We start from the raw sequence: 13,704 nt of genomic DNA, 5'->3' as shown, positions 1-13,704 counted from the left end.
TTATACTAAGAAGTATTATTATTTATATTTAAAGCTAAATTCTGAGTGCATGATAATCTAACTGATAACTATTATCAATAAGTAACTTAAGTGAAATATTGCAATTTGGTAAAGGACGAACGAATTGGTGGCGCGTGCTTTTTGGTGGCAGACGTTGCCCTGCCTGGGCGTGTTCAATGACACACTTTGGCGTTAAAGCTCTGCTCGGATGAGTGCTAATAAACTCCACTTCCTCATAATCCAGTAAAATACAAGGAACCTTTGCCAAACCTAGGCGGCATGCGACCAAGTGCCTGTGGTGACCGTCCATGATAGAGCCTGAGATTCTATCTACGGTAATTGGCACTCGCCATAGCTGTTCATGTAAAACTTTTTGCTGCAACCAATCTACACGCTCAGGGATCACTTCTTCATTTGGTTTAAGATCTTGCGGTGACATAAAATGTATTGATTTATCTAGTGGCATAACATGGCTTCCTTATACATTGATTCATTTTAAATTTTGCGCAGCGGATACCTATCAAAATATCCGCTGCTGCACCGAAGGTTACAAATACACTCTTTGTGGATGAGGATGAGATAAAAAGTCATGGTGAGAAATGTGCCAACCATATGCCCCTGCCTTTTCGAAGACAATAATGTCTCCGGCACTCAAACGCTCCACCGTGACGCCTTTTGCCAATACATCTTTAGGGGTACATAGCTCTCCGCACAAAGTGATTGGTGCATTTTTCACCGTAGGCTTAGCAAACGGATATGGCCAATCATCTCGCTCTAGTACCAAAAACGGATGATTATGCTGCCAAGATGATGGCAGCCTAAAGTGGTGATTACCTCCTCGCAGAACAGCAAAGTTCTCGCCATGATTGCTCTTTATATCAGTCACTTGTGCCAAATACACGCCACAATACGCGCTTACAAAGCGACCACATTCCATGGCTATATTTAACATTGGAAACCGTTTAAGCAATGTACTTAATTGCTCACAATAGCTACCCCAATCAAACGGACGCTGTTCTTCTTGATAGGTGACACCGATGCCACCTCCCACATTAACTGTACTTAGCTCTAAGTTATATTGCTGCTGCCATTGCAAAGCTGTCGTGATGTACTTTTCAATCGCTTTGATCTGGGTCTTTTCACGTAAGTTATTAGAAATACAATGAAAGTGAAAACCAACTACGCGTAAATTTGGATAACTGCCAAGCTCGCCAAGTATCTCCTCCAGCTCACTTTGCTCAATCCCAAATTGTGTCGCTTTTCCTGCCATTTGTAAGGTCGCATCAGGCAGTTCAAAACTAGGGTTAACACGTAATAATACCTCTATGGTTTTTCCTTGCTCTTGAGCCAACCAATTTAATCGCTGCATTTGCAACTGACTTTCAAGGTGATACAACGTAACATTGTGCTTCAGTGCCGCCTTTAGCTCAGTAAGTGTCTTGCCCGGTCCGCCAAAGGCAATAGGTACTGTTTCGCTGATAGCTCTCACTTTCTCTATTTCACCCATAGAGGCCACTTCAAAACCATAAACATATGGCAGCAATGCGCGTAAAACCTGCTCATCACTATTAGCCTTTATGGCGTAATAAAACTGTACCGACTCTGGTAATGGGTTTAGAAGTGTTTGCACATGCGCTGTTAAACTATTCAAGTCATATAAAAAGGCACACACTTCTTGCTGCTGTTTAGCAACATACTCTTTGATCTTTTCTATGCTAACAGTCACTGTTCTAGCTCCTTTTTAAACTGTGCGATATTCGCTTTGTGGGCGTTGCGCATGATGCTTCTATCATCACCCAGTACAAAGTTCGTCACCCCACTTTGTTGCCATTGAGTGACAGCTTCTGTCGTACGTGGAATTGCCATAAAAGTACTTTGTGCATGCTCACATGCTTGCGCTATTTGCGCCACTGCTACACGTACACTTGGATGCTGCGTTTGCCATGCAACTCCCAGTGATTGTGATAAGTCAGCAGCGCCTTCAAGTACAGCGTCTATACCTAGTGTTGACGCTATCTGCAATGCATTTTCAACACCCAGTTGTGTCTCTATCATGGCGACAACTACCGTTTGCTTGTTGGCTTCAGTCAGACTTTTAGCAAGCTCTTTTGTAGCGTATCCATTGAGCCTTGTAGAGTTCAGGCCTCGCATCCCCAATGGGCTGTAATAACAACGTTCAACCAATTCCTGTGCCTGCTCTGGTGTTTCAACCATCGCACAAACAATGCCGCTAGCACCTGCATCCAAAAGCGGTGCGATTAGGTCATAGCGTCCTTTTGGGATCCTCACTAATACTTCCAACTCAGCAACCGTTGCCGCTAACAACACTTTTTCTACGTCATTTAAGCTATGCAGCGTGTGTTCAAGGTCAAAGATAATGAAGTCATAACCTGCCAAAGCCAACTGCTCGATAGCAACGACATCTGAAATAGAACTAAACACACCAAAGCATTCGCTTGACTGACAAAGGCGCTGCTTTAATCTTTGCTTACTCATTTGTCGACTCCGGCTTTGCATCTGCCAATGGGTTGCTCACGGACATGACTCTTAAGCGCTGTTCTGGCATAAAGCGGCGGCAAGCCAATTGCTCTACGTCTATGCTAGGTGCAAAAAAGTCAAACATTTCAAAGCGTTCACTAAGGTGAGAATGTGCACTTTGATAGCGCTCGATACGACTACGTACTAAATCCCAAAAAGCCTCTCCACTGAACGCAAAGTGCTGTTCAATAAACCAACCCAACTCGGCCAAGTTCACAAAACACAAAGCATCTTGTGTGAAGTCGCGTAATTCATCTTTACAATCGGTCTGTAAGAATGAATTTGGATTGACACGAGCATGTTCAGCAGGTGACTCGATGAGACCTGGCAAAAGCTCTGGCTTATCAAGCAAAGCAACACTGAATCTCACACCATCATGGAAGTCTTTCAAAGCGGCTTGTGTTGGTAAACCTTGTTTATGGACCAACAGCATATTTTGTGCGTGCGACTCCATCGCGACACCATGCTGCCAAAGCATATGCATAACCGGAATATAGACGTGGTCAACTAATGCACTAAGCCACGTGGTCAAACCATGCTGCTCCACCCAAGGAGCAATTAATGGTTTGTCATCAATGTCTAGTTGCATAAGTGCAGTGACCGGCACTACTGACTCAGGTGATTGCACATACTGATAAACACTTTCACGCCAGATACAACCAAGTGCGCCGTATTGCGCGCTGAGCATAGGCTGAGACAATACGCTAACCCCAGCGACTTCCTTTAGAATGATTGGTTTCGTTACCTGCTGCCATGCATCATTGTCTTGCAACAAGCTGCACAGCCAGTCGCTGATCATGCCCGCGTTGGCAATGGTGTGCGGTGCCAGTACTCTTGATGTTGAAGTGTTAGTGATGCTCAGTGCCAATTTAACAGACAGCGCGGTCACATCACTGTAATCACTTAATGTTCGGATAGATTGCTGAGGCAGATAACGGTGACCGTCTATCTCTATTGGATATAAGCCTTTGCTCGCGGCAAAGTAAATTTCACCAATATGCTCCCACTGCCAAGGATGCACAGGTAAAAGCATGACTTGCTCAAGCGTTGCGCCATAGGCCTTTAATTGTGCCTCTATTTGTAATAGCTGACCGTCATTAAAATGATTTCTGGCCAAGCTTTGTATACTATGACCCTTTGCAAAGTTTGCACTCACCAGTTGCAAGTCAACCGCTAACCAGCGCAGATGCATAGGGTTAGCTAACTCCGGACCGTAACTGGCGTTATCTTTTAGTGTAAAACCCAATCTGGATTTAAAACTCGGGTGATAAAGGTGTCCGTTACTGATCTTCGCCTCACATTGTGCATAATCCATGTCCCGAAGTGGTGTCTGCGGTTTTGCCGCCAAAACCTGACTATGCTTTTGCGTAGTATGGTGTAATTCATCATAAAATCTTGACCAGACATCAGCCGGAGCCAACTCTAATTTGGCTAAGTCTGTCATCATTTTTGCCAAGGATAGCGCACTTGAGCGCCCTTGGTGGTGACGCACTAACGTTGGATAATCAATACGAATTCGCTCAAAGTGCGCTGTCTTTCGCGCGATCACTTCATAATGTGTCTGCTCGTCCAAAGGCAAAATTAACTTACTATTTTGCCAGTGATAGGGCAAAACTTTCTCATACAGTAAAGCTTCTATAAGCTGAGTGACGACTCTTTGCTCAGAACACTGTTGAGCAGATAGTGACAATTCGCTTTGATAACGCAATGGGTTATCAATATCGACCCATACAGGAGATTCACCACAACCATGCAGAGTACTCAACAAATTACCTTTTGCAGGTAATGTGGCGCAATTTAGTAGTGCCGTTGCCTGAGGTTTGGCGATATCGTCGTTTGCAACACTTTGCAAAAACTCTCGAGTTACAGACCAAAGTGCTTCTTCAGAAATAGCATGGTTACGCGCTACAGCTGACAGCACATGCGCAATATGATTTACCACGACATAATATTGATAGCGGAACCAAGCTTCGTTTTCACTGTAACTGGCAGAACTATTTGGGTCTAAATTAGGCTGTCTTTGCGATGAAACGCTACATCCTTCCATATCTCTGACCACCAGCATACTTGGCCAACCATTTTCAAAATACATCAATGCATTTTGCAGGTGGGCCTCTAGACTTACACCGGAACTTGCAAACAACCTCAGTGTCGGTAGTAACGCTGCATCTAAATAGCCGTACCACCACTGCCTTAGAAAAGTTTCGTTGACCGTTGTATTATGCGCCTGAGCTGCGGCGCGAATAAAATCACTTAACGGCATTGTTCCGGTGATTGGCGACTCTTCTACCAATGCAGCTAGGATGCGTGTTTGAGCTTGCATAGACTCACTCAACCCTTGGCGATATAGCACTGCAAATGACGCAGCCAACACTTCATTATTGATTGTTTGATAAGCGATCTCGGGCAGTAGCCTTAGTCGTTCTATTCCTTTATCTAGCTGGTTTTCGACAATAATCTCACTTGCATCAAGTGCTCGCTCTAAGTGGCTTGGCGGATTATTACGGATAAAGTTGGTGATACGTACATCCAGTGCTAGCTTCACAAATAAGCCTTGCTTTGGTGCAAATACAGTGCGCACAGATGAAGTTGGCCACACAGTCTCTCCCATCGGGCCTAAGGATATAATTTCATCCTCAGCTAAATACAATTTCACTGCATCATCTTCAAGCAGGTGATTGGCTTGCCAAGGGTGACAGGGTAACAACTGATATTCGTCAAGACGCTCGCCCAGTAAAGCTTTAGCTTCATCGAGCATGATGGGGTCTTGTGGTATTTCATAATTACTGATCACTCGCTGTTTCATCAGCGCGGGCGACAAAGCAAAATAATGTAGTTTAAATGCAGCCCCTAACTCTGGGCTATAACGAGCTAAATCTTCATCACTAAAACCCTGACAAGCCTTTGAAGTCACGTGAAATGGATGGCCCAGCAACAATCCTTGCTCAGCCAAAATGAACTCATCACGCTGCTGCGTACTATGGGAGTGCTTTACTACCTCATTAACATAATGACGACAGTAACGTACACTGTTGGTTACTTTCTTGAAGAACTCATCACTGGCCTCAGTGCTACTCACTTGCGCCAACGCATTGCACATATGAACAAGCAACACATTAATATCGTTCAGCTCTGTTGTCACACCAGCTTCATGTATTGCCACAGGCATGTGATAGCTATGATAACCCGTCATTGAATAGTGCTGAATATCAAACAACACCTGTACACCGTCATCAGACAAAGGTAATGCATATTGGTAGCTACCGGCATAGCGACACTGCCCTAAGTCGATTTCCCGTTCGCGAATATATGTGTTGAGATACTGTTCGACTAGCTTTGTATCTAACAAAGCCCATTCCATCGTGTTCATTGTGTTTTTACCTTTAAATTAACTTGTTGTACTGATAGTAAAAAACTCACCAAAATTGCGGCGGCGATAAATAATCCGGCGGTTAGCCAAAGCACGCTGCTAGCGCCAAAGTGAGAAAAGCAAAATGCCGCAGCAAAAGGACCAATCAATTGCCCTGAAACTTGTGCGCTTTTTGCATACCCTAGTGCCTGGCCTTGTTGATTAGCTGGACTCAGAGTGCTGATTTGTAGAAATAAACTTTGTGATTGGGCTGCGAAAAACCCCCCTTGTATGATGCGTAATATGGCAATAAACCAAAGCGACGAGACAAAATCGATTAACACAACCGCCAGTCCGCAGCCCAGTGCGCCAAATGCAAATGACTGCGCTCCAAAACCACGGGTATTACGTCTGCCCCAAAAACCCGCTAAAGCAAATGTGCCACACCATGCCAGAGCATGGATCAGGCCTATTTGGCTGGCCACGTTCGGGCTTGGCCACATTTGTGTCATATACAATGCAAAACCCACCACCAACGCAAAGGCACCTGCCTGAGAAAAAGCGCCTGCTAGCAACCAGCCCCATATCGGTGTAGAAAACTGACTCTTATCCGTCGATTTTGACCCTGCTTCAGTGCCTTGTGGCTGCAATATATCTTTATCAAGCAACCACATTAGCGCCAGTAAACAACTGACGGTGACAGCTGCTGTGACGGTCAAAACCATGTTCATGCCTATTGTCTGTAGACTGTACCCACCTACGAGCGGGCCAAGTAGGCAAGCCAACGAGATAGCTTGTTGTTGCATGCCCAATTGATGACCTTGTGGTGCAATATTGGCACGACTAAAGAACAGTGTAAGTACCACGCCTATACCTGAGAGTCCCAGTAAAAATCGTGCGCCAATGAATAAACTGATTGATTGAAACCAAGCCATTCCTAACAAAGACAACACGAACAGTACCAGTGCAGCGATAAAAATATTCTTATAACGATAACGATCACCTAACATGCCGACTACAGGCGCACTTAGCAAGCCACCTACGGCAGGAGCGGACAGTGCCAAAGCTGAATAAAACCCTGACACCGCCTGCTGCTTGCCAAGTTGCTCAAGGTACAGTGGCAACACTGGGATCAATACCATTAATGAGAAAGTGACTAAAAATTGCGTAGCCAGAAGTAAGTAAAGTGGCTTAGTTGGCGAAGTCACGCACCCTCTCCTGTCGGCACTGCGTAACCGATATTAATGGATTTATGATGGTAGACATTGCGCTGGGCATACCTGTCACATCATCAGCTGCGCCAAATAACGGAGCCAATACTGCTTTGAATGGCCAGAGTTTAGCGTCCAATACATGCCGCTGTGCCCATGCAGTAAATGCCTCATCATTAATCTGTTCAAGGCAAGTTTCTATATCGAGATGCAGTCTGCGCCAAAACGCTTGTTCATCTCCTCCTTGAGGCATTGCTTTGGCAATTGGGTATAGGTTCACTTGCAAGCCTAAGGTAATAAAGTATTTAGCCAGTTCAGTTAGATCCGGCAATACCAAAGTATTTGGGGTATGCCAATTGATTTGATAATCAGGTAAGGCCAATTTGTTAGCCGTCAACTGCTGTGGGCAAATTCTTAGCGAATCATGGTCGCGTAATACGAAAGTAAAGTCGTCGTGATCATTGATATAAAGAATGATATTTTGCCCATGGCATTCTGGTACCACTCCATAGTGCAAAAAGTTCATCCCAACTTGCACGAAACGCTGGCATAAATTAGTAAAAAACTGCTGAGTATTTACACCTGATTGTGCCAACATATGCCACGCGTATGGGTGGTTTAGTGCAGCCATTGAAAGTACTAACTGTTTGTCATGAGCCGGAAGGCACCTAAGCTGCACTCCTATCTCACCTTTACACTGCAACATATCTCGATGTGTACTGAGGCTCCACCATTGACGTTCATCACACAACTTCACATTTTGTGTGAGCGTTTTAGAGCGCTGTAGAATGTCCTGCAATAGCGCATACGCACAATCACCATTGTATAAATATCTAGGCGGCATAGTACGCATTGCCCCCAAAGGCGTGGCACTACTGGCCATTTTAATATGTACTAAAAGGTCATTGGGGTGACAAAACGTGCGCAACGAACTAGTGGCAAGTCCCAGCTCAGAAGTAAACTCCAAATCTCGGCTAGCTGGAATTTCGCGCGCTAGAACTATCTGACTTGCAAGCAAGGGTAATGCAATATAATCATCACCTAAATCAGTTAGCTTAGCTTGCAAATACTGCTGCTGGGAGTCATTCAACAATAAGTGGTATGCAACTTTAGATTGGCGAGTAAACACCTGTTCTTGTGGAAATGCCCACCAATGCACTTGTTGCTCAGTCCAGTTTTCAAGTACAGATAGTAAACTCGCTTTAGCATGGGCGAATGGATGATTTGGCCTATCTATTACCAATGCTAACCACTCAAATAAGTCAGTCGCTTGACTAACAGGTGCTTGTTGAGCCAATAAATCAACCGTCTGCACCACTTCATGCCATTTCGACAAAACCCTTTGACTGTCACCCACAGGCCACCAGTGTGATTCGATAAAATGGCTCATCAATGATGTCAAAGACACCGATGTGGGTTGTTGGTTTTGTTTTTGTATATAAATATCTGGTTCCGTTATGGCATAAGGAACCATATTTTCAGGATTAAACTGACAAGCAAAAACCAGGTGACTATGCGAGTCAAGGCGAACCAAAAGTTGGCCATGTTGATACGTACAATGGGTTTTGAAATCACCATAATTTTCAAGGAAAAGTGCAGCGATGAGTTTTTGCACCAGCGCAAAACGGGGGTTATAAAGGTTAACCGATAAAGTCATCTCAACTCCTTTAAATCGCAAAGCCTTACAAAACTTTGCTCACACACGGCTTATAATTTTGAAAGTTGGACATGCTCAATTTGGCATGTCCGTCCGTTTCTCAATGATTAAAACAGTGGTAACTTAGTACCCGCATCCTTTGCCAATGCAGCTTGATAAAACCAACGCGCGCACACAATATCGTCTATTGCCATGCCCATTGGGTTTAGCAGGATAATTTCATCGTCATTTTCTCGGCCTACCACTTCGCCAAGCACTATCTCACCAAGCTCTGCGTGCAGAGCTTCACGACTAAACTTGCCCTCTTCAACCAATTGATTAATAACCTTCTTCTCACGGTTTGACTGATCCCAATCATCTACGATGACTTTATCTGCTTTTACAAATACCTCTTTTTCAATATCCATAATGGAGATGTTCGAAACAAAGCAGCCCTTTTTCAGCCAAGAATATGGAATATACGGCGCATCTGACACCGTACAGGTTACTAATACATCCGCTTGCTCAACCGCAGCTTGCGCGCTAGGATGAATGACGAACTCGACTGATGGAAAATTACCTGCAAACTGACTAATTAAACGATCAGCTGCTACGGCTGACAGATCATATAAATGGATAGTTTTGATTGACTGATACTGCTCTAACAAGGTTTGCACCTGCATCTGTGCTATCGGACCACAACCTATAATCGAAACATCACTAAAGTCCTTTTTAGCCAAATATTTGGTCGCAACCCCCGTGATGGCAGCCGTTCGCATCGCACTAATCAAGCTTGCTTCCATAATAGCCACAGGGTAATTAGTTTGTGCGTCATTTAGAATGATCACGGCGCTGGCGCGTGGAATATCAAATTTACTGGGGTTGTGTTGGCGAGAACCTATCCATTTGATACCTGCAATTGGATTTTCACCACCTAAATAACAAGGCATGGCAATAATACGGTCTGCAATATGAGGTGCATCCGGCCATCTTAAATAAGGCTTAAGTGGTTGAACAAATTCTTGTTTTGCATGTAACCTAAGGCCCTCTTCGATAGCTTGAATAAAGGCATCACTGTGATCTGCGCCCAACTGCTTAAGATCGGTTTGACTTAAATAGCGTAGTTCAGTTTGTACTGTCATTGATAGTTCCTTAACTAGACGATTTGTTCTAATTGCGTATTTGAAAGGTGTCGTTGCTTAACCATGTCGAACCAATCTTGGTCGTAAACCAAATCCAGATAGCGGTCGCCACGATCAGCAAACAGGGTTAACACAACACTGTGTTTAGGGATTGAAGGAAGCAGCTTTTTAATAGCTGCAATTGCGGAGCCACTTGAGCCGCCTGCAAAAATACTTTCTTTTTTGACCAGCTCACGACATGCTAATGCGGATTCATAATCGTCCACATAAATTACTTCATCGACTTCTGTCGGGTCTAATAGCTCTGGTACTCTACTTGCGCCGATTCCGGGTAATTCTCTTGGGCCCGATGTTCCGCCAAAAAGTACCGAGCCTGTAATATCTACAGCCACAACTTTAAGGTTTTTATTCGCTTCTTTTAAACGCCGAGCAACCCCCATCAAGGTGCCAGATGTACTTGCCCCTACGACCAAGTAATCCACGTTAACGTCAAGATCATTGAGGATTTCTTCTGCTTCACCAAAGTAGTGGCTACGCCAGTTATCTGGGTTCGCATATTGATTTACCCATACGGCATTGGGGGTTTCAGCTACCAGTCGCTTTACCGTGTCTATACGAGTTTGCAGATAGCCATTGTTCTGATCTTTCTCAGTAACCTGAACAATATTTGCACCATAGATTTCTAGTAGCTTCAGGTTGGTTGGCGATATTTTAGGATCAACGACCGCAGTAAAAGGGAGTGCATGCTGTTGACAAATCATCGCCAGTGCAATGGCTAAGTTGCCCGATGAACTTTCGATGATATGGCTGTAAGGAGTGATATCTCCTCGCTTAATGCCTTGCTCCACCATAAACTTGGCAGGACGATCTTTGATACTGCCTCCAGGATTAAGCATTTCAAGTTTTGCTAAAACGGTATGCTCTTGATACGGAAACATTTTGCTCAAACGTACCGTTGGTGTATTGCCTACACAAGATAGGATACTGTCGTAAATCATTGTCCTTTGCCTCCACATTCGTTATGGGGCGCTAATTTACACTAAATGCAAATAAGATCAATTATTATTTGCATTTATAATCAATAATACAACTTTATTATGATAAGGCCACAAGCAGATACGAATATAATAGAATTCAACATGTTGAGATGCTTGGTAAAGCGCTTCAATTGAAAAGATAATTAACTTTTAAAACAAAGGATTTGATTTTTATCCGAGAGATAAAAACGTATGTATGGAATGAAGATTATGACAATTGAGGTGATGTAAAAAATAGCTATGCGCTAAAACAACCTGCTGTTTTAGCGCTTAGAAAATGGCTATCGTTTAACCTCAGTAGATATTAAATAGCTTGTATTAATGTTTTGCTCATCTGTTCCAGAAGCAATTGAAACTAGCTTATTGTCACCCGCCAAAACTTGGTATTTCTTTTCGTTATTAGACAAATTGACCGAGGTTATGTCATGCTTAACAGCCGCTTGAAATCCACCACTGTAATCAAACATGAGCATATGTGGTGTAAACTCATTGCCTCTGTTAGTATTTTTTCTATCCAGAAAGTTCATGTATACATCACCAAAATGATTGACTGCCAACCCTTGCATTTCAATCGTATCAGCTTCTAGCTCATGGACGGTTGTCCACAGCTCTTGTCCAACCTCATTGTAACGCGACACAGTTATTTTCTTCTCACCTGAATAAGAAACAACAATATCACCATTTTCCATAATCACTACTCGACCTGAGCGATTTTCAAAAAGGCCTTCTCGCCATTGCACTTTATGGTTTTTATCCACATAAACAATCTCACTAAATGTCACAATGGCCAAGTTGCCATTATCAGAAATGGCGACATCGTCTCCAATGTAACGTGTACCTATATCTGTCACAGTGACATCACGCGTCTTTAAATCTGCTGTAAGTGCAAAGAAGCTATTCCCAGTTCCGTACTGACACTGGTTGACACAGTAAAATATGCCGCCACCGATATATACCTTGTCACCAACCACTTTCAACGCTTGGATATCATACTTATAAATAGGGCTATCAGGAATATCTCTCACATTGAACTTACTGACATTACCATCAAAGTCTACCAAGCTAAGTTGTTCACCCGCATCGAGTATAAAAAAGCCATACTGTGGGTCAGCGTAAAATGTGAAGTACTCAGTTTGCGCGTTATCAGACAAAGAAATATCAAACCCAATTGCTTTAGTAATATTGAAGTCATTGTCTAACGTAATGAGCTGAGCTTGAGTATCTCGAACAGACAATAGAGACACTCCATTGCTGTGAGCAACAAGACGTTGAACAGAAAGCTCGAACGATACAGGCAGCTGTACGACCTTAACGATTTCATCGTTCGTGCCATGCACGTGCAATAAATGCTGTGTAGGGCCAGACGAATAATTAAACTTACGACCTACCGTCACAATACGGTTGTCTGCTGTTTTGGCCAGCACCTCAACGTTGAAATCATCTAGTTCATATTCATTTAGGCGACCTTCAGCTGTAGAACTTGGCACACTGATAGACAGTTCAATCACTTCTTCAGTTGAGTTAGCTTGGCCGTCATTGACAACAAACCGGGCTTGATCTTCACCATATACGCCATACGGAACGCTTATCGTCAGCTGGTCATCCCCAGACTCTGGTTGTTGAACAATGGCCTTTTCAAACTCACTTGTCAGCAGAAAACTAAGCTGTTCGGAGTCTACATCAGAAGCGTTTAGTTTTACGGTCGTCTCACTACCAGCCTCAATATCAACAGCGATAGATTCAGTCACAGGAGAGTCATTTTGTGCAACAACAGTTAATGTAACAGTGCCTGCCTCTGATACCAAATCACCCGCTTTCGCTCTGTAGCTAAACGTGTCACTTCCAAAGAAATCTTGATTTGGAATATACTCAAAGTTATTGCCCTGCACACTGATGGAACCACGACTAGTTGGAGTCTCTATGACAAAAGTAATGGCTTCTGCACTTTGCGTTGTGGCGGTAAATTGCCCTTTTAGCTCTTTATCTTCCATTACTTCCAGTGCCATATCCTGCACTTGAATTGTTGGTAGTGTGTTTTGAGAGGGGTTATCGTCTGATGTCCCTCCACCGCAACCGCTTAGCACAACAGCTAACAGTAAAGGGATGATCCGTTTTTCAGCGTTATTCATAAATATCGTTAATTAGTTTTTTAGCAAGAAACTATACCAACACACCAAGTTAGGAACAACTTATTCTGTCGTGTCTTTCACTATCATGACAAGTGTTATGGGTTTTCTGCAAATGAATGTGAACGAGTGGTTTATTCTTCTTTTACCAATTCAGATACCATATCTGAAATTCCCTATTAAACTCATTATGTAACAAGTGAACTTAGTAGCAGTTCCTTATGAGGGTTAACAATGTCAAAAATGATTCTTGGACTATTGGTTGGTGGGTTTCTTGGCATTATCTTGGGCGCATGGCTAGGCTACAAATTAAATATTGGCCGAGACCGACGTATTGAGTTCAATGAAGCTATCGAACCAATCAGAAAAGCCTTAATGAGAGGAGAGTACATCAATGAGCAGGAAATCAGCATACTTGTTGCTAAACTTGGCAGAGACAGTAAGGCTGTGCTCAATACCTATCGCAAAGTTTATCAGCCAAAAATGAATATGTCCGACGCCATTCTCAGAAAAGACATTTATGGCAGATTGACCTGTAACCGTGAAGAATATGAACATGCTATGAAATTGAAAAAAGATGCGATGACCAGCCTACTAATAAAATGCAAGCATCGTTAGAAGCAACGGTGATTAGACAACTAAGCACAATCAAGTTTTAATTTACG

General features: G+C 43.3%; 10 protein-coding genes. 1 reads left to right on the top strand and 9 read right to left on the bottom strand.

What is annotated here, in order from left to right; all coding sequences use genetic code 11:
- Positions 1-34: 34 nt before the first annotated feature.
- The 9 genes from BIW53_RS02400 to BIW53_RS02360 all read right to left on the bottom strand — a co-directional run bounded on the left by BIW53_RS02400 (position 35) and on the right by BIW53_RS02360 (position 13,042).
- On the bottom strand, positions 35-466 hold the full coding sequence (locus BIW53_RS02400; RefSeq protein WP_084228037.1) for a ParB N-terminal domain-containing protein: 432 nt from the start codon (positions 464-466) through the stop codon (positions 35-37).
- Between the two features lie 81 nt (positions 467-547).
- Entirely contained in the window at positions 548-1,726 is a 1,179-nt protein-coding gene (locus BIW53_RS02395) for a type III PLP-dependent enzyme (RefSeq protein WP_175442075.1), read from the bottom strand.
- Positions 1,723-2,496 carry an HpcH/HpaI aldolase family protein gene (locus BIW53_RS02390; protein WP_070990224.1) on the bottom strand — a complete coding sequence of 258 codons (774 nt, stop codon included), beginning with the start codon at positions 2,494-2,496 and terminating at the stop codon, positions 1,723-1,725. Before BIW53_RS02390 ends, BIW53_RS02395 begins: the two co-directional genes overlap by 4 nt.
- Positions 2,489-5,908 (bottom strand): IucA/IucC family protein, encoded by a 3,420-nt coding sequence (locus BIW53_RS02385; protein ID WP_070990223.1) that lies wholly within the window; start codon positions 5,906-5,908, stop codon positions 2,489-2,491. Before BIW53_RS02385 ends, BIW53_RS02390 begins: the two co-directional genes overlap by 8 nt.
- A complete protein-coding gene (locus BIW53_RS02380; protein WP_070990222.1) occupies positions 5,905-7,095 on the bottom strand; it encodes an MFS transporter in 1,191 nt (396 codons plus the stop codon). The genes BIW53_RS02385 and BIW53_RS02380 overlap by 4 nt, the downstream gene beginning before the upstream one ends.
- Entirely contained in the window at positions 7,079-8,755 is a 1,677-nt protein-coding gene (locus BIW53_RS02375) for an IucA/IucC family protein (protein WP_070990221.1), read from the bottom strand. Before BIW53_RS02375 ends, BIW53_RS02380 begins: the two co-directional genes overlap by 17 nt.
- A gap of 107 nt (positions 8,756-8,862) precedes the next feature.
- The gene (sbnB, locus tag BIW53_RS02370; RefSeq protein WP_070990220.1) at positions 8,863-9,876 is read right to left on the bottom strand and encodes a 2,3-diaminopropionate biosynthesis protein SbnB; all 1,014 of its coding nucleotides are present in this window, start codon (positions 9,874-9,876) and stop codon (positions 8,863-8,865) included.
- Between the two features lie 14 nt (positions 9,877-9,890).
- Positions 9,891-10,874, bottom strand: a complete 984-nt coding sequence (gene sbnA, locus BIW53_RS02365) for a 2,3-diaminopropionate biosynthesis protein SbnA (protein WP_070990219.1) — start codon at positions 10,872-10,874, stop codon at positions 9,891-9,893.
- A gap of 320 nt (positions 10,875-11,194) precedes the next feature.
- Complete coding sequence (locus BIW53_RS02360; protein WP_070990218.1) at positions 11,195-13,042, bottom strand: Ig-like domain-containing protein; 1,848 nt, start codon at positions 13,040-13,042, stop codon at positions 11,195-11,197.
- Positions 13,043-13,273: 231 nt separating this feature from the next.
- Between BIW53_RS02360 and BIW53_RS02355 the strand changes: the two genes are divergently transcribed.
- A complete protein-coding gene (locus BIW53_RS02355) occupies positions 13,274-13,657 on the top strand; it encodes a hypothetical protein (RefSeq protein ID WP_070990217.1) in 384 nt (127 codons plus the stop codon).
- The last annotated feature ends 47 nt before the right edge of the window (positions 13,658-13,704 follow it).

Origin of the sequence: Pseudoalteromonas byunsanensis (genome assembly GCF_001854475.1) — a bacterium.
Taxonomy (GTDB): Bacteria; Pseudomonadota; Gammaproteobacteria; order Enterobacterales; family Alteromonadaceae; genus Pseudoalteromonas; species Pseudoalteromonas byunsanensis.
Note: the sequence above shows the minus strand (reverse complement) of the source record. Positions and strands in the feature narration are given on the sequence as shown.

Excerpts from the sequence above, each read along its gene's own strand:
- BIW53_RS02400 (WP_084228037.1), bottom strand. The coding sequence starts at position 466 with ATGCCACTAGATAAATCAATACATTTTATGTCACCGCAAGATCTTAAA.
- BIW53_RS02390 (WP_070990224.1), bottom strand. The coding sequence starts at position 2,496 with ATGAGTAAGCAAAGATTAAAGCAGCGCCTTTGTCAGTCAAGCGAATGC.
- BIW53_RS02385 (WP_070990223.1), bottom strand. The coding sequence starts at position 5,908 with ATGAACACGATGGAATGGGCTTTGTTAGATACAAAGCTAGTCGAACAG.
- BIW53_RS02375 (WP_070990221.1), bottom strand. The coding sequence starts at position 8,755 with ATGACTTTATCGGTTAACCTTTATAACCCCCGTTTTGCGCTGGTGCAA.
- sbnB (WP_070990220.1), bottom strand. The coding sequence starts at position 9,876 with ATGACAGTACAAACTGAACTACGCTATTTAAGTCAAACCGATCTTAAG.
- sbnA (WP_070990219.1), bottom strand. The coding sequence starts at position 10,874 with ATGATTTACGACAGTATCCTATCTTGTGTAGGCAATACACCAACGGTA.
- BIW53_RS02360 (WP_070990218.1), bottom strand. The coding sequence starts at position 13,042 with ATGAATAACGCTGAAAAACGGATCATCCCTTTACTGTTAGCTGTTGTG.
- BIW53_RS02355 (WP_070990217.1), top strand. The coding sequence starts at position 13,274 with ATGTCAAAAATGATTCTTGGACTATTGGTTGGTGGGTTTCTTGGCATT.